The organism is Halobacillus sp. 12SKB (assembly GCF_052941655.1).
In genome coordinates this window covers 2,441,837-2,456,775 of sequence record NZ_JBRFWR010000001.1, presented here as the reverse complement: position 1 = coordinate 2,456,775, position 14,939 = coordinate 2,441,837, and the positions used below count along the sequence as shown (strand labels likewise).

Genomic DNA, 14,939 nt, shown 5'->3' with positions numbered 1-14,939 from the left:
ATTCAATGTAAACTCCAACAACATCTCAATCTTATTCCCCTGCCTGAATGATTTCAGACAAAACGACGATGACTCCATTGAAGCTCGAGGCTACCCCTTTTCCCATTCCTCCGGCAAGCCGGGAGATCCAGGGCGCATCAGAGTCTATCGTGAGAGGAGCGCAGAAATCACCAGAATCCGGTAAGGTGGATGTTTGCTCTTCCACCCTGTGATCCACTTCCTGCTCTGGTTTTTCAGGCGTCACCACAGCAGGGCGGTCATCCAGCTTTTCGTTCGTCTTCTCAATGCCATAAAAAGTTCCCGTCACAAAAACAATGACAATGATGAGTCCCCCCGCCAACCATTTCATTGTGCCCCTCCTCCATTACTCGGTGGATACTTTTTCATCTTCAAAGTAATAATCACTGAAAACTTCAGCCATAACATCAGCTGAACGGTACAACTCATCTAAATGATTATAAACACCACCGAACTCGATAAGAATAGCGTTCGGATGCAAATCCTGATTATAGACGCCATCTACCCCAGAACCCTTCTTCGTTATAACACCTCGGCTGATCCCTGGATATTCCTCCTCCAAGAGCTGATGAATTTTGGATGCGAGTTGTAAATTCTGTTCATATTTGGGATGTTCAGCCCCTATGATAAAGGCAAAACGCGCATATTCTTTACCGTTAATTGTTGTCGTTGTGTGCTCCTTAGAAAGCGAATCTCTGTGAAGATCAAACAAGTACTGTATGTCTCCATTCTGACTGATTGCTTCTTCCACCACAGGTCTCACGGCATCATAGGATTGATAATACTGCATGCCGTTTTCACTTCTTAGTGCAGCTACATCTGTCGTATCAACAATTGTTCCAATACCCCTTTTTTCTAAACCTTCCCCCAGACGTTCTCCCACAAGAGTAATATTCACTTTCCCGTCATAGACTGTAGATTCATCAGGCAGATGCGGATAGAAAGATTCTGTGTTGTGGGTGTGGTAAATGTAAACCCGATCTTCACCCACAGGCCTTTCTTCTGTCTTGCCCTTGTCCTCGTTATTTTCTTCCACATCCCCTTCCTCCCCGCGGTCATCTACAATCATAGGAGGTTCTGACTCAATAGGCAGTGTGGAGTAGTCTGTCCCTTTACCAGCGATGATAATTTGACTGTTGTAAGAAGATAACCCCGGTATTTCTCTCCCTAGAAGGCTTCGCGGATCATTGGGTGTCAGGCTCGTGAGTAATTGAAAAGACAATGTCGTCAAACTCGGAATTCGATTCCCTTCCGGATGGGCGTCTTTAAAGGCCCGGTTTTCCATTTCAAATAGATATAAGAAAGCACTGCCTTCAAGCTTAGTGGTCCACTCTTGTATCGTACTTGAATAAATACGATAGGTTGTTTTTGCTCCTGTTAGGATACCGATCCCGATAAACAATAAAAGCAAAACGGTGACTGCGATGATGGTCCATCTTGTCCCCTGCTTCATATAACTCTTCTTATTTTTCTTCATGATCGGGTAACGAGACATGAAAAATCCTCCCCCTCATCCACTATCTAGTAAATGGTATGAGAGAGAGGAATTTAATAGAACCTCTCTATTAAATCATTATTAAAAATTAGATTGTGCTTCGCCATCTTCTATCCCAGGATGCAGTGCCCCATTGATTCCCTTCGCGATGACATGCGCCATATCCTGAATGAAACTGTCCACCTCTTTAGGTGTAACCATCAAGTTGTGGCCAAGCGGGGTCAGCACTTCTTTAATCAGTTGTTTCTTTTCCAACTCTTCCAATTGGCCGAACATGCCCATAACCGCTTTGCTTTGCTCTTCATCCGGATGGTCTTCATCCGTCAGCGTTTTTCTTTCAAACGGGTTCATGGCGGGGGACAAAGCATTAGAAGGACGATCTTTTTCACGCCACTCCCTGCCAAAATGTTTTAACACATAATCAATGGCATCACTTGTAATTGTCACCGCATCGACTACTGTTGGTACTCCAATGGAGATCACAGGGATGCCGTATGTCTCTCTGCTGATTTCTTTCCGCTTGTTGCCTACCCCCGACCCTGGATGAATCCCGGTATCAGAAAGTTGTATGGTCGCATTGATACGATTGATAGAACGTGAAGCAAGGGCGTCGATGACCAAAACAAAATCCGGCTTCGTCTGTTCAATGATGCCATGAACCATATCACTGGTTTCAATCCCGGTCACGCCCATAACCCCAGGTGTGAATGCAGAAACAGGTCGGTAACCATCCGATACGGTTTCAGGATGAAGCTCAAATAAGTGGCTTGTAACATAGACTTCTTCTGTTACTAATGGCCCCAGAGCGTCTGGCGTCACATTATGATTACCAAGCCCGACGATTAAACCCCGGTCCATTTCTTTTATTCCACATTCATTCATTAATTTCCTTAACTGTCCGGATAATGTCTTTGCTAAGTTCACTTGTAGCTGATGATCCTGTTTACGAATAGCGAGTGATTCCAACGTGACATAATGCCCCGCCTTTTTTCCTATTCTTTCCGCACCTGCTTCATCCACCGTTACATACGTAATTTTAATATCATTCTTTTCATTCTCATGAACCTCGACCCCATCAGTGTCTGAGGATCCCGGTTCATCTTTCACGTTCATCTCCTGTGCTTCAAGCGCCAGGTCCGTTCTCAACGTATAGTCGAAAATTTCCTCCATTCACTTCAACCTCCTTAAGAAAATCTTCTCCCAAGCAGATAAAAACTATGCAAATGAAGGGATTGGTATTAAGATAAGTATTGAAAACAGCACACCGCTCTGGTAAAATGTCTCTTGTTCGATATGAATGAGTCTTTTGTTTTTACCTAGGAGGTGAAACTATGCCTAATATTAAATCAGCGAAAAAACGTGTACGTACGAATGATGACGCTCGTTCTTTGAATGCAGCTTTCAAATCTGACATGCGTACAGCGGTTAAACGTGTAGAAAAGCTTGTTGAAAGCAAGGATGTAGAGAACGCGAAAGAAGCACTTCCTACAGCTGTTAAGAAAATCGACAAAGCTGTTCAACGTGGTGCCCTTCACCAGAACACAGGGAACCGTAAAAAATCCCGCCTAACAAAACTAGTCAACGCATTATAATTCATTCGTAATTTATGACCAACAGACGATCCTTCTTTATTGAATGGGTCGTTTTTACATGAAAGAAGCCCTCCGATTTATCGGAGGGCTTCTTTATATTCGTTTTATCTTTACCTAAAGCTCACCGGACTTCCCCATAAATCAAAGTTATGGAGAGACGGGAGTATTTTGTTTGATATTGATTAAGCGATAGAGAAGCATTTCAAAAGCTAATGCTTTCTCCATTTTTCCCTGCTTCAGGTTGTGATCAGTTTCTGCAAGCTGATTCATAATTTGATTCAATTCCTGTTGGGAGAAGGCTCGCTCCCTTTTAAGCGCCATTTTAATGACATACGGGTGGGCCTTTATATAACTTTTCATTTGGTTTTGACCGTATCCTTTCTGCTTAAGTACCTTCGCTTGACTAATTATCCTGAATTGAGAAGCCAGAAGAGCAGTTAGAGCGATCGGCTCTTCATTCAGTTTTTCCAGGTCCTTATATATCCGGATCGCTCTCCCCAAATCTTTTTCCATAACGGCATCGACAAGTTTTAAACCTGAAGCTTCAGCACTGTGTGAAAGGAGCTGCTCTGCAATTTCTCTCGTGACAACGCCGCCCTCGCCTACATACAAAGCTAATTTTTCCATTTCTTTTCTCAGTGCCATGAGATTCGCACCAATTTCTTGAGTAAACAGTTCATGAATTTCATGAGGAACGTTAATATGTAAATCGTTTGCTAATGTTTGAATCCATTTGTCAACGTCCCATTCTTTAACCGGTTGGCAACTGATCACTTCTCCATTTTTCTTTAATTGTTTAAACGCTTTTTTACGTTCATCAAGCTTTTCATAAGGAGCAACTAAAATTAGCACTGTGTATTCAGCAGGATTTTGAACATATTCCAGTAGTGCATCCGTGTCATGCTCGAACGGAAGCTTATCCGGTTTCGCCTTTAAAAAAACAGGATGATTGGCAATAACAACTTTTCCATCACCGAGAAATGGAAAGGTTTCTGCATCTGTAATGACATCTTCAATAGGTGTCTCCTCTAAGTCATACTGGGAGATGTTAAACTCCCGGTCTTCTTTCTTTAATGTTTTTTCAATGATTTTATTTTTATGTTCCTGGATTAAATAGGATTCTTCTCCATATAATAAGTACACTTGTGATTGTTTTACATTGACCATAAAGTGGTTGTCCTTCCTTTATAAAAAAAGAGTACGGCGCCCCAAAATGGGGAACTCAGTGTCACCATTTTATGTTTCTTTGGAATTTCTGTCAAAATGGTGTGCTGATGTCGCCGTATGAACCATCTATATAAACGCCATTTCAAGAGCCCCGGAAGCTCTTGAAGAGGACGATGTTGTTCCTCTCTTGCGTTTAGTTTGACCGCTTAAGTAAGAATTATCTGTGACAAGTCTTGCTAGGAGTGGGAAAGGTATGAATCGTCAATAAAATTCGTTTTCATGCCTGGTAAATGTAGATTTTTGGGTAAAAATGGACTATACTTAGTAATTGATATAGGAGGGGTAACAGTGAACGAGTTTAAAAACGATATTCAATCCAAAACTAATGATGTGATCGACTCTGGGTTAGGGTTTGTATTTTCATTTGTTTTCTTCTTCGTCATCTTCTTCATCGGTGTTTTGTTTTCTTTTCTTGGACAGTAATGAGATGCAAAACCGGAAGGCTGCTGTTTCGGCAGTCTTTTTTTATTCTCTGCTCGCATTATACGGAAAAAACGTTGAAAACGTTCCACTTTGCCCAGAAAAAAAGTATTGGACAGCACCGTGGCGGTTCGTTTGAAGCGAGACAATCCCATGGCCAGTTAACCTTGTCATCACTTCATCATGCGGATGGCCATAACGATTATCCACTCCCGCTGAAATTAAGCCGATTCTGGGGTTCAGCTTTATCAATAATTCATCTGAGGTGGATGTATGGCTTCCGTGGTGAGCCACTTTTAATATATCTGCCTTTAATGTCGAGTTCCTCTCTACGATGTCTTCTTCAATTGCAGAAGATATGTCTCCAGTAAAGAACCAACGCTTCCCTCCAAACAGACCATCTAATACAAGCGAATTGTCATTTGGGTCCCCATGATCTTTATCGCTCACAGGGTGTACGACGTGAATTTCATGTCCAGCAAGCAAAACGCTTTGCCCAGCGCTTACTTTCTCTACCTTAACTTCAGTTTCGTATTTTTCTGTATGAAAAGGACTTACATAAATCCGATCCACTTTCAGTTCTTGAAGGATGAATGGAACACTTCCACTGTGGTCAGAATCTTCGTGAGTAATGAATAACGCATCAATACGATGAATCCCCCTCGACTTTAAAAAAGGTAAAATCACCTCATTCGCAGTCTTTTCTTTATTTTTAGTAAAAATCGGCGGCCCTGCGGCATCAATCATAACGATCCCCCTCCTATACGGCAGCTCGATAACAAACGAATCCCCTTGACCAACATCCAACATGGTTACAACTCCTCTTTCAGAGAAATACGGAAGCGAACTATAAAATACAAATACGAAAACAACCGCTAGAGATGCAAGAAATGTTTTCACCTTCTGCTCCTGTTCCCATTTTTTCATCATGATTACGAAAAGGAATGCATACAAAACGATGTAGAAAGAGGAAAGCTCCCCAATCACCCATGGGTAATCCAGGAATTCCGATTGGGTGATAAAGGTGGATAAAACAAGTTCATGAACGACGGAAAATAAATAGGAAAGAAAGAAGCATATAGACGGCATGAAAAAGGAGAGGAGGAAAAGAATCATCAATAAGGGGATGACGAAGAATGAAAAGTATGGAACAGCAATCATATTAATCCATAAAGAAAAAGGTTGAAATTCATAAAAATAATGGACCTGTAAGGCAAGTAGGGAAAGCTGACTGACCAACCCTATCACCGCAGACTGAATCCATTTACTCTCATATTGTTTCAAAATTGGAATCGTAAGCAACAAACTGAAGGTGACTAAAAACGAGAACTGAAAACCTAAATGGTAAAAATAAGAAGGGGAGGAAATTAATAAGAGAAAACAGGTGAAGGATAAGAGGTCAGTGATGGGGATCTTCTTCTGGACTGAACCTGAGAATATAAGAAGCACGCCCATAAATCCTGCCCGCATGACAGATGGAGCACCACCTGAAATAAACATATAAAAAGGCAGAAGCGCAAGTAAGAAGAGCTTGGATTGCTTTTTTGTAGCTATGCCTGTCCGGTATAAAAGGAAATAAGTCCCTCCAAGTGTAAGGCCCACGTGCAACCCTGAGATGGCAAGAATATGGGATAAATTAAACTCCCTAAACCATTCAACCGTCGATGAATCGATAAGGTCTGTATCTCCAAATATCAGAGCCTCCATCCATACATAAGTGCTTGAATACACCCGGTCTTGAACAGTCATTTTCAATTGTCTTCTTGTGTCGTACAAATGACTGATCCACGAGCCCCCTTCACACTGAAGAGCCGCTTCCTCTGCTATAATAATTTGAGAATGAATTCCTTTGCCTGCCATATATGCACGATAATCAAATTGCCCTGGATTCCTCGCACCCTCAAAAGGTTCCGCCTTTCCTTGAATCCTACAAAAAGCTCCATGTTTCAAACTATCAGGAAGAGGAGGATCATTCCCTTTCTCTTTGAGATAGCGAACGAGTATTTTTCCAGCTTCCCCTTTTAATATGACGGAGAAGGATTGATCACTTTCTGTCAAATCAGATACGATTTTACCTTCTATGGATTCATTAAGGAGTTGAGGAGGAAAAAGAGAAGAACCAAGTGGAAGATGGATATACCCTCCTATTCCGAATAAGAGGATAATGAAGAGAAACAGAAGATGTTGGCGGTGACTATACAACCAGGCAAGAAAAATAAACCCAACAACATAAAACGTAAAACCTTCCTGGATAGATAACACCCCGCCAAGCACAAAGGCTATGATGGGAATATGCCAAGATCCTCTTAACAAAATCACTGGTTGTCCAACCTTAGCAGTTGAGCAGCTTCTTGTACGAGTTGCTCTGTCTCAGGATCATCACTCGACTCAAGCTTTTCAAGCATCTGACGTATAAGCAGTTGTTGTTCCTGTTGAAGCGGGTCCTTTTCAACAGGAACCTTTTGCATACGTACCCCCGACTGCTGCAGCAATTCAATTGCATATGGATCATTTTTATAATCTTCGCTATAATAGACAGCTTTCACGCCTGCTTGAATAATTGCCTTCGTACAGTGCACACAAGGAAAATGAGTCACGTAGATCTCTGCCCCTTCTGTAGCCACACCGAACTTTGAGCATTGGAGAAGCGCATTCATTTCAGCATGAATGGTACGTACACAGTGCCCATCCACGACATAACACCCTTCGTCGATACAATGAACACCCCCGGTGACACTCCCATTGTATCCCCCGGCAATCATACGCTTATCTCTTACGATGACTGCTCCGACTGCTAACCTCTGACACGTACTGCGTGATTTTAATAAATAGCTTTGAGACATAAAATATTGATTCCAAGTAATCCGCTCCATTATGTAACCCCCACTTTTTTCATCAAGTTTACTCTGACCTTTAAATTCCGTCAAACTTAGGGAACAGTAATCAGTTCCTTCAAACTTTCTAATGTCTTTTCACCAATGCCTGGCACATTCACAAGATCTTCCACAGAAGAAAATGGGCCATTCTCTTCTCTATATTTAATAATACTAGCAGCTTTGGATGGTCCAATTCCATTTAACGTTTCCATCTCACTTGCTGAAGCACGGTTGATGCTTACTTTTTCTCCCGTCGGTGATGCAACTTCGTCTGGTTCAATTGAGGATGATTGGTCAGAGGCTACGAAAATAACCATTTCGTCCTGTATTCTTTGCGCCAGATTTATACTGGTGAGGTCCGCCGATTCTGTCATTCCCCCTGCTTTTTTAATGGCATCATCCACTCTTGTTTCTTCTGTCATTGTATAAACACCTGGGTTATGCACTTCCCCTTTTATGTCCACTTTCACACTCCCTGAAGAAGTACTTTTCTTTACTGTTTCCTGGGTGGTCACTTCTTCCACCTCCGTCAGTTGGGTATCTCCTTCATTAGATGGATTGGAAAGGTAAAGGAAGGAAATAACCGCAAGGACAATAATAATCCACACGTATCTCTTTAATACGCTCATGTTCTGACCTTCTTTCATAAATATAATTTTTCGGAATATGGATATATAGGTAATCAATAAGGAGGGATTCCAATGAAATGGGGAATCATCGGCACAGGGAATATGGGAAGTATGCTCATCTCAACGCTCATTAAAAGCGGGGCCGTACCTGCTGAGAAATTGACGATTTACAACCGAACGCTCGAAAAAGCGGTGAAAATCCAAGAAGAATTTCCAAAGCTACACGTAGCGAAGGATTTAACAGCACTACAAAATAACAGCGATATTATTTTCATCTGCGTAAAGCCGCATCACTACAAAGGCATCATTGATGCACTGGAAGGCAAATGGTCTGAAAACCAGTGTCTAGTTTCCATCACGAGCCCTGTAGCTGTCGAGCAGTTAGAAAAAGTAACGCCTTGTCAGGTTGCAAGAATTGTTCCATCAATAACAAATCATGCGTGGTCAGGTGTAAGCTTGTTTACTTTTGGATCAAAAATAAAGAATGAAAATCGAGAGTTACTAAAGCAGACTTTCCAACATATCTCTACTCCCATCGAAGTGAAAGAAGAACACATTCGTGTAGCGTCTGACATCGTATCATGCGGGCCTGCCTTCATTAGTTATTTACTCAGCCAATGGATTGCAGCTGCAGGTGATGTTGCTGGCCTTCCCAAAGATAAAGCTACCTCGTTAACGGAAAATATGATGGTCGGATTGGGAGAACTTCTGGCACAGAAAGTCATGACTTTAGAGGAATTGATGGAAAAGGTTACTGTGAAAGGTGGGGTTACAGGTGAGGGATTGCAAGCTTTAGAAGATCACATTGGACCTTTGTTCCAAAAAATGTTTGAGGCTACTCAAAATAAACATAAAGAGGACAAAAAACACATTGATTTATAATCCATAATATTCGACAAGAGTTCCGAAATTCCTGCAAAAAGATCACCCTGAGAACTTATTCATTATGAAGTTCAACAAAGCCAATAAAAAAAGAGTCCGACATATCGGACTCTTTCACAACTTTCATTCCTTAGTACAAACAAATAACCAGCGTTCCCCGACGATGGATGGGGTTTCACTAAAATCAGAAAATGTTCCATGCACCTTAAAGCCTGATTGAGCGAGCCAGGACTGCAACACCGTATGGTCATACCCTCGCTGTTCGTGAATTTCATCGAAACGCTGATATTTTTCATCACTCTCAACGAAGAATGTCAAATCATGTACAAGGCTATCCTCCAGTTCCCCAGGGTCACAAAACCAGATGAAAGATAGATCATCACGGACTTCAGCAAATGTTGCACCACTGAGATCATTACGAATATGATCTATAGAGTGCACATCAAATAAAAATACTCCCCCTTGGGTAAGGGTTTGGTAAATAGAACGGAACGCTTGCTGCACCTTCTGTTCATCAGTTAAATAGTTGACGACATCACAATAACTGATGACACAATCATAATCTGACAAACCTTCTAATGAAGTCATATCCTGTTGAATCCATTCAATCGCAGCTCGAGGTTTTTTCTGTTGCGCGACGGTTAACATATCTGAAGACAAATCGATACCCGTCATTTGATACCCCTCATCATGGAGACGGTGGGTGATCTCTCCTGTACCACAACCTACATCAAGAATTTTTTGACCTTTGGCATGATATTGTTGAAGCATTTGCTTCGTAAAATTCACCCATTGTTCATATGGTGCATCCTGCATAAGGAGATCATAAACGCGCGCCATATCCCCGTAGCTCATATTAGTTTTCTAGCCCTTCCACAGCGACCGTATCTGCGTCGCCCCATAGTCTTTCCAGGTTGTAGTAATGGCGCTCATCTTTATGGAAAATGTGACAAACGATGTCATTAAGATCGACAAGAACCCAGCGTGCTTGCTCAAATCCTTCCATTCGCTTCACTTCAATCCCGTTTTCTTCCGCTTGATTTTTCAATTCCCTTGCGATAGCCTGCACTTGGCGTTCATTGGATCCTTCGCAAATTAAGAAATAGTCTGCGATTAATGAAACTTCGGACATATCTAAAACAACAATATCCTGCGCTCTTTTTTCATCACACGCTTGTGCTGCTAAATTTACTAGTTCTTTACTTTCCATGGGTTTCCTCCCTATTTCATCTCTATCTTTTCCATGATCAAAAGATCATATTAAATCATTATATGCATGAAACGTGTCCGGATAAACGGTCCTTTCCTTACCAATAAGAAAAATGATTGTATTTTTCAAAGCTAAGGCACATGCTTCATCCAAATTTTCTTCTGCTTTTCTCCGTACTTGATCCACTCCCGGGAAATCACGCCCAGGTTCTATATAATCGGCTAAAAACACAACTTTATCTAATGTGGACATATGTTTTTTTCCTGTCGTATGGCAGCTGATAGCAGAAATGACTTCAGCATCCTTAAGCCCTATCTCTTGCTCGAGCATTAAAGCTCCTACGGGTCCATGCCACAGCTCATGATGATAATCCAAGAGATCCTTAGGCAGTCGGCGGTCATTCTCAATCCAACGTTCCATAAGCTCTATAGGTTTATATTTCGCATAATCATGAAAAGCAGCTGCCAGTTCTGCCTTTTTAACATTTACTTGAAACCGCTCAGCAAGTTCCACCGCCTGGTCTGTCACCCTCACTGTGTGTTCATATCTGGCTGTTTTCAAGGCAGGACGCACAAATTCAAGTGCCTCTTCACGACTAATTCTCATACAAATGATGCTCCTTTATGAAAGAATCAACAACTTCCGGCAATAAATACCGAACGCTTTTCCCTTGTGAAATACGTTCGCGTATCATTGTAGAAGATACATCGACCGATGGAATATCAACAAAATGGACTGGAATTTCATTATTCCACCCATATCCAGGCCTTTCAACCCCAATAAATTGGACCAGTTTCGAGAGGTCTTCGACCCGGTGCCATTTTGGTAAATGTTCCACCATGTCCCCTCCAATGATGAAGAAGAACTGATAATCAGGAAACCTCTCGACCAGATCAGTCATGGTATCAACCGTGAACGAGGTTCCTTTCCGGACTAATTCAACATCACAAATACGGAAGTGCGGATGTTCTGCGATCGCTGTCTGTACCATGGCAAGTCTTGTTTCCGGCTTAGTTGAAGACTCCTGCTTATGGGGGGGGGATATAGGAAGGCATAAACCATACTTCATCAAGGTTCATGGCTTCCCGTGAAAACTCACCCATAATTAAATGACCTTGATGAAGAGGGTCAAACGTACCACCAAGAATTCCAACTTTTTTCATTGACCTTCCCCTTTATGGTAATTCGATTTGTTTATTTTCTTTGGACTCTTTATAAAGGATGATTGTATTTCCAATCACCTGAACAATATGAGCATCTGTGGCTTCCACAATTTCATTTGCAACAACATGATTATCTTCAAAGCAATTTTGTAAAATGCTTACTTTTATCAGTTCCCTTTTTTCAAGGGCTTCATCAATTTGTTTCGTCATATTTTCATTCACGCCAGCTTTTCCTACTTGAAAAATCGGCTGTATATTATGGGAAGCTGCTCGTAAGTGCTTCTTTTGTTTACTTGTTAACATTCTATACCCCTTTCAATTTCTGTTCGAATTCAGTGAGCAAAAGCGAGGAATCAGGCTCGGTGTTTGTCCATATTTGAAAGGCATAAACGGCTTGCTGCAACAGCATTTCATGTCCAAAATGGAGCCGCGCTCCTCTTTTTTCCGCTTCGTTTAAGAATTTCGTTTTCATAGGACGATAAACAATATCGCTTACAACGGTCCCTTTTGTCAAGTGATCCAATGATACGATCATTTGGTCATGATCAGGGTTCATCCCGACCGTCGTCGTTTGAACGATTAAGTCATAATCCATGAGAGTATTTTTTGCCTGTTCAAGCGTCAGAGCACCAGCATACCCCTTTGTAGGAATATCCTGAATAAGGTCTTCGGCTCTCTTTATCGTACGATTCGCTATATCTACACGATTAATTTCAGTTCTCGAAAGAGCTTCAAATATCCCTCTTGCTGCCCCTCCGCTTCCTAACAACAAGACATTTGCATCTTTGTGAAAAATATCCGGGTAGCGATTTTTCAAAGAATGGACAAATCCCCTGCCGTCGGTGTTATATCCGATCCAACCTTGATCGGTGTGATGAACCGTGTTCACTGCGCCCAAGTGCCGAGCGCTTTCATCCAGGCCGTCCAGGTAAGGGATAATTTTCTCTTTATAAGGCACGGTTATATTGAAACCATCCAGCCCTTTTTCTTTCAATAAATTGACTTTTTCACCAAACTCATCCGGCTGGATTTCCAGCAGTTCATACTTCCCTTCAATCCCCTGTTGTTCCATAAGTTTTTCATGAATCCATGGAGACATGGAATGACCAATCGGGTGGCCGATCAATCCTAGTTTGTACAAATGATCCCCTCCTATATGAGTGACTCTCTCAAGGACACTTTCACTCCCTCAGGCACATGTGCTGTAACCGTGATGCCACCTTCTGGAATAGTCACCCAACCGAGTCCAGAAAAAACGATATCCGTTTTGCTTTCTTTAATTTTTAACGTATGCCCTTTTAACGGAGGAAGTTTTGCCATTGTATCTTTATCTGGTGGTGATAACAGTTCCCCCAAATGATTTTCATACAGTTCATCTGCTTTTTCCAATTTTGTTCGATGAATATTCAATTCATTAGAGAAATGACACACAAATGAACTACGTTCGCCTGCCTCAAAGTCCAGCCTGGCTAGCCCGCCTATATAAAGCGTCTGCTCTTCATTCAACTGATACACTTTCGGCTTGACTTCTTTACGTGGAGTAATAAGTTTCAAATCCTTATCAGACACATAGTGAGCCATCTGATGACGCTGTATGACCCCCGGGGTATCGTATAGTGAGCTGTTATCATCTAAAGGAATATCGATAAATCCTAAAGTTGTCCCTGGAAAATACGATGTTGTAATGGCATCCTTAACGCCAGATGTATTTGAAATAAGGGTATTGATAAATGTTGATTTACCCACATTTGTCGTACCTACAACATAAACATCTCCACCTTCACGGTAGTGATCGATGGCTTGGGATAATTGCTGAATCCCTTGATTTTTCTCGGCTGAGATTAAGTACACATCCTCAACCTCTAAGCCATTCTCTTTAGCTGAACGTTTCAACCAATGTTTTACTTTCCCGTGGTTCACTGACTTTGGAAGTACGTCCATCTTGTTCCCTACAAGAATGACAGGATTGTTTCCTGTCAAACGCTTCAATCCTGAAATGAAACTTCCATTGAAATCGAATATATCTACAAGCTGGACCACCAGCCCTTTTGTATCACTGATTTGGTTCAACATCTCCAGGAAGTCATCATCTTGAAATGGAACGTCCTGCACCTCATTATAATGTTTTAATCGGAAGCATCTCTTGCAAATGATATCTTCCCTTTCTAGTGCTGACGCAGGTGCATAGCCTGCTTCTTCTGGGTTTGTCGTTTGAATGACGGCTCCGCATCCTTGACATCTTATTTCAGCCATCACTGATCTCTCCTCTGCCATGTAATCTTCCCTTTTCTTCGCATCCAATTTAATATCCGTCTTTCAATCTTTCTGTTGAACTTCGTGACAAATCCGTCCGTCTCAACGATAGGAACAACTAAGATTGTATGGAAACCAGCAGAATTCCCACCCAGGACATCGGTCAGCAGTTGATCTCCAATAACAGCTACTTCATCCTTCTTGAGCTTCATCTGCTTCTGAGCCTTCTTGAAAGCCTTGGATAATGGCTTTCTGGCACTATGGATAAACCTAGTGTCCAGCGGTTCAGAAAATAGCTTTACTCGCGCTTCATTATTGTTGGAAGCAATCGTAACCTGGATGCCGTGCTCGCTCATTTTATCGAACCATCCTTTGATGTCTTCGGTTGCATCCGGTTCATCCCAGGCGACGAGAGTATTATCTAAATCGGTAATGACACCTTTAATTCCTTTTTCTTTTAAATGTTCCGGGTCGATATCAAAAACGCTCGGTACATGTTCATCTGGTAAAAAGTTTTTAAACATCTATACAGTTCATCTCCTCATACAACGGCAAAATCTCCTTCACCATCATATACAAAATCGAAGCATGTTTCAAAAAGACTTACGATAAGAACAAGAATCGTTCGACAAATCCCGACAATTATAGGTTGTGGATAAGTTTATTCACATATTCCACACAGTAACTTCTTTGTTATCACTCACCTAAACCACTTTTTTCAAAAAGTTATCTACAATTTTATGTAGATAACTTCCATATTGTGGCGAAATAAGGGTCGTGATAAGGTAAGAATACATTAAAAATTCGAACGTTCAGTGATTCAATTTAAGCGGGAGGTGACTGTCACATGTGTGACAGCGGCATGAAGCAATTATCGGATTCCCTACTAATACAATCTTACCACAAAGCCATTGAACTCAATCTTTCAGATGAGTTTATTGAACAAATTAGACGGGAAATAAATGCGCGTTCCATCCAGCACCTTTTAGATAAGCATATCTCACATGTAGGATAAATTTTACACTATATGACAAAAAATGACTTTCCATTCGAAGAACACTCGTCCATCCACCAGAGGACGAGTTTTTTTATGACTTTTTTTATTTGGTTAAATGATGTCTTTCTTCTTATTTATAAGGACAGACTAATTAAAGCCTATCGGCGCATATCTCCG

18 protein-coding genes and 1 pseudogene are annotated in these 14,939 nt (G+C 41.5%); 4 read left to right on the top strand and 15 right to left on the bottom strand.

Annotation, left to right across the window (positions count from 1 at the left end):
- Positions 1-31 precede the first annotated feature (31 nt).
- The 3 genes from ACQ4XT_RS11880 to gpr form a co-directional block, all read right to left on the bottom strand.
- Positions 32-349: a hypothetical protein gene (locus ACQ4XT_RS11880; protein WP_446853850.1), complete on the bottom strand. Its 318-nt coding sequence runs from the start codon at positions 347-349 to the stop codon at positions 32-34.
- A gap of 15 nt (positions 350-364) precedes the next feature.
- Positions 365-1,513: a stage II sporulation protein P gene (spoIIP, locus tag ACQ4XT_RS11875; RefSeq protein WP_446853849.1), complete on the bottom strand. Its 1,149-nt coding sequence runs from the start codon at positions 1,511-1,513 to the stop codon at positions 365-367.
- A gap of 81 nt (positions 1,514-1,594) precedes the next feature.
- Positions 1,595-2,683: a GPR endopeptidase gene (gpr, locus tag ACQ4XT_RS11870; protein WP_446853848.1), complete on the bottom strand. Its 1,089-nt coding sequence runs from the start codon at positions 2,681-2,683 to the stop codon at positions 1,595-1,597.
- A 161-nt stretch (positions 2,684-2,844) separates the two neighbouring features.
- Here gpr and rpsT point away from each other — a divergent pair, with 161 nt between their 5' ends.
- On the top strand, positions 2,845-3,105 hold the full coding sequence (gene rpsT / locus ACQ4XT_RS11865; RefSeq protein WP_160910952.1) for a 30S ribosomal protein S20: 261 nt from the start codon (positions 2,845-2,847) through the stop codon (positions 3,103-3,105).
- Between the two features lie 147 nt (positions 3,106-3,252).
- Here the strand turns inward: rpsT and holA are convergent, their stop codons facing one another.
- Positions 3,253-4,272 (bottom strand): DNA polymerase III subunit delta, encoded by a 1,020-nt coding sequence (gene holA / locus ACQ4XT_RS11860; RefSeq protein ID WP_446853847.1) that lies wholly within the window; start codon positions 4,270-4,272, stop codon positions 3,253-3,255.
- 348 nt (positions 4,273-4,620) lie between these two features.
- Here holA and ACQ4XT_RS11855 point away from each other — a divergent pair, with 348 nt between their 5' ends.
- On the top strand, positions 4,621-4,755 hold the full coding sequence (locus ACQ4XT_RS11855; protein ID WP_089654323.1) for a YqzM family protein: 135 nt from the start codon (positions 4,621-4,623) through the stop codon (positions 4,753-4,755).
- 42 nt (positions 4,756-4,797) lie between these two features.
- Here the strand turns inward: ACQ4XT_RS11855 and ACQ4XT_RS11850 are convergent, their stop codons facing one another.
- From ACQ4XT_RS11850 to ACQ4XT_RS11840, 3 genes are read right to left on the bottom strand one after another with little or no spacing between them, the layout of a single operon-like run.
- Positions 4,798-7,071: a DNA internalization-related competence protein ComEC/Rec2 gene (locus ACQ4XT_RS11850; RefSeq protein WP_446853846.1), complete on the bottom strand. Its 2,274-nt coding sequence runs from the start codon at positions 7,069-7,071 to the stop codon at positions 4,798-4,800.
- Positions 7,068-7,625, bottom strand: coding sequence for a ComE operon protein 2 (locus tag ACQ4XT_RS11845; protein WP_446853845.1), 558 nt, complete (start codon positions 7,623-7,625; stop codon positions 7,068-7,070). The genes ACQ4XT_RS11850 and ACQ4XT_RS11845 overlap by 4 nt, the downstream gene beginning before the upstream one ends.
- Positions 7,626-7,681: 56 nt before the next feature.
- Entirely contained in the window at positions 7,682-8,257 is a 576-nt protein-coding gene (locus tag ACQ4XT_RS11840) for a helix-hairpin-helix domain-containing protein (RefSeq protein ID WP_446853844.1), read from the bottom strand.
- A 72-nt stretch (positions 8,258-8,329) separates the two neighbouring features.
- Here ACQ4XT_RS11840 and comER point away from each other — a divergent pair, with 72 nt between their 5' ends.
- Positions 8,330-9,139 carry a late competence protein ComER gene (comER, locus tag ACQ4XT_RS11835; RefSeq protein WP_446853843.1) on the top strand — a complete coding sequence of 270 codons (810 nt, stop codon included), beginning with the start codon at positions 8,330-8,332 and terminating at the stop codon, positions 9,137-9,139.
- 123 nt (positions 9,140-9,262) lie between these two features.
- On the opposite strand, the gene ACQ4XT_RS11830 is transcribed toward comER, so the two are convergent.
- The 8 genes and pseudogenes from ACQ4XT_RS11830 to ACQ4XT_RS11795 all read right to left on the bottom strand — a co-directional run bounded on the left by ACQ4XT_RS11830 (position 9,263) and on the right by ACQ4XT_RS11795 (position 14,289).
- Entirely contained in the window at positions 9,263-9,994 is a 732-nt protein-coding gene (locus ACQ4XT_RS11830) for a class I SAM-dependent DNA methyltransferase (protein WP_446853842.1), read from the bottom strand.
- Position 9,995: 1 nt separating this feature from the next.
- A complete protein-coding gene (gene rsfS, locus ACQ4XT_RS11825; RefSeq protein WP_089654329.1) occupies positions 9,996-10,349 on the bottom strand; it encodes a ribosome silencing factor in 354 nt (117 codons plus the stop codon).
- Between the two features lie 45 nt (positions 10,350-10,394).
- Complete coding sequence (yqeK, locus tag ACQ4XT_RS11820) at positions 10,395-10,955, bottom strand: bis(5'-nucleosyl)-tetraphosphatase (symmetrical) YqeK (RefSeq protein WP_446853841.1); 561 nt, start codon at positions 10,953-10,955, stop codon at positions 10,395-10,397.
- Positions 10,945-11,512: pseudogene (locus ACQ4XT_RS11815) on the bottom strand (nicotinate-nucleotide adenylyltransferase). Before ACQ4XT_RS11815 ends, yqeK begins: the two are co-directional and overlap by 11 nt.
- Positions 11,513-11,524: 12 nt before the next feature.
- A complete protein-coding gene (yhbY, locus tag ACQ4XT_RS11810) occupies positions 11,525-11,815 on the bottom strand; it encodes a ribosome assembly RNA-binding protein YhbY (protein ID WP_115822509.1) in 291 nt (96 codons plus the stop codon).
- A gap of 1 nt (position 11,816) precedes the next feature.
- Positions 11,817-12,653, bottom strand: coding sequence for a shikimate dehydrogenase (gene aroE, locus ACQ4XT_RS11805; protein ID WP_446853840.1), 837 nt, complete (start codon positions 12,651-12,653; stop codon positions 11,817-11,819).
- Positions 12,654-12,664: 11 nt separating this feature from the next.
- A complete protein-coding gene (gene yqeH, locus ACQ4XT_RS11800; RefSeq protein ID WP_446853839.1) occupies positions 12,665-13,765 on the bottom strand; it encodes a ribosome biogenesis GTPase YqeH in 1,101 nt (366 codons plus the stop codon).
- Complete coding sequence (locus tag ACQ4XT_RS11795) at positions 13,765-14,289, bottom strand: YqeG family HAD IIIA-type phosphatase (protein WP_446853838.1); 525 nt, start codon at positions 14,287-14,289, stop codon at positions 13,765-13,767. The genes yqeH and ACQ4XT_RS11795 overlap by 1 nt, the downstream gene beginning before the upstream one ends.
- A gap of 338 nt (positions 14,290-14,627) precedes the next feature.
- Between ACQ4XT_RS11795 and ACQ4XT_RS11790 the strand changes: the two genes are divergently transcribed.
- Positions 14,628-14,780, top strand: coding sequence for a sporulation histidine kinase inhibitor Sda (locus ACQ4XT_RS11790; RefSeq protein WP_446853837.1), 153 nt, complete (start codon positions 14,628-14,630; stop codon positions 14,778-14,780).
- Positions 14,781-14,939 lie beyond the last annotated feature (159 nt).

What these genes read in the sequence shown, in the direction of transcription:
- ACQ4XT_RS11830 (WP_446853842.1), bottom strand. Translation starts at nt 9,994, where the DNA reads ATGAGCTACGGGGATATGGCGCGCGTTTATGATCTCCTTATGCAGGAT.
- spoIIP (WP_446853849.1), bottom strand. Translation starts at nt 1,513, where the DNA reads ATGTCTCGTTACCCGATCATGAAGAAAAATAAGAAGAGTTATATGAAG.
- yhbY (WP_115822509.1), bottom strand. Translation starts at nt 11,815, where the DNA reads ATGTTAACAAGTAAACAAAAGAAGCACTTACGAGCAGCTTCCCATAAT.
- ACQ4XT_RS11840 (WP_446853844.1), bottom strand. Translation starts at nt 8,257, where the DNA reads ATGAGCGTATTAAAGAGATACGTGTGGATTATTATTGTCCTTGCGGTT.
- ACQ4XT_RS11795 (WP_446853838.1), bottom strand. Translation starts at nt 14,289, where the DNA reads ATGTTTAAAAACTTTTTACCAGATGAACATGTACCGAGCGTTTTTGAT.
- rsfS (WP_089654329.1), bottom strand. Translation starts at nt 10,349, where the DNA reads ATGGAAAGTAAAGAACTAGTAAATTTAGCAGCACAAGCGTGTGATGAA.
- ACQ4XT_RS11790 (WP_446853837.1), top strand. Translation starts at nt 14,628, where the DNA reads ATGAAGCAATTATCGGATTCCCTACTAATACAATCTTACCACAAAGCC.
- holA (WP_446853847.1), bottom strand. Translation starts at nt 4,272, where the DNA reads ATGGTCAATGTAAAACAATCACAAGTGTACTTATTATATGGAGAAGAA.
- rpsT (WP_160910952.1), top strand. Translation starts at nt 2,845, where the DNA reads ATGCCTAATATTAAATCAGCGAAAAAACGTGTACGTACGAATGATGAC.
- comER (WP_446853843.1), top strand. Translation starts at nt 8,330, where the DNA reads ATGAAATGGGGAATCATCGGCACAGGGAATATGGGAAGTATGCTCATC.
- gpr (WP_446853848.1), bottom strand. Translation starts at nt 2,683, where the DNA reads ATGGAGGAAATTTTCGACTATACGTTGAGAACGGACCTGGCGCTTGAA.
- yqeH (WP_446853839.1), bottom strand. Translation starts at nt 13,765, where the DNA reads ATGGCTGAAATAAGATGTCAAGGATGCGGAGCCGTCATTCAAACGACA.
- yqeK (WP_446853841.1), bottom strand. Translation starts at nt 10,955, where the DNA reads ATGAGAATTAGTCGTGAAGAGGCACTTGAATTTGTGCGTCCTGCCTTG.
- ACQ4XT_RS11880 (WP_446853850.1), bottom strand. Translation starts at nt 349, where the DNA reads ATGAAATGGTTGGCGGGGGGACTCATCATTGTCATTGTTTTTGTGACG.
- ACQ4XT_RS11845 (WP_446853845.1), bottom strand. Translation starts at nt 7,625, where the DNA reads ATGGAGCGGATTACTTGGAATCAATATTTTATGTCTCAAAGCTATTTA.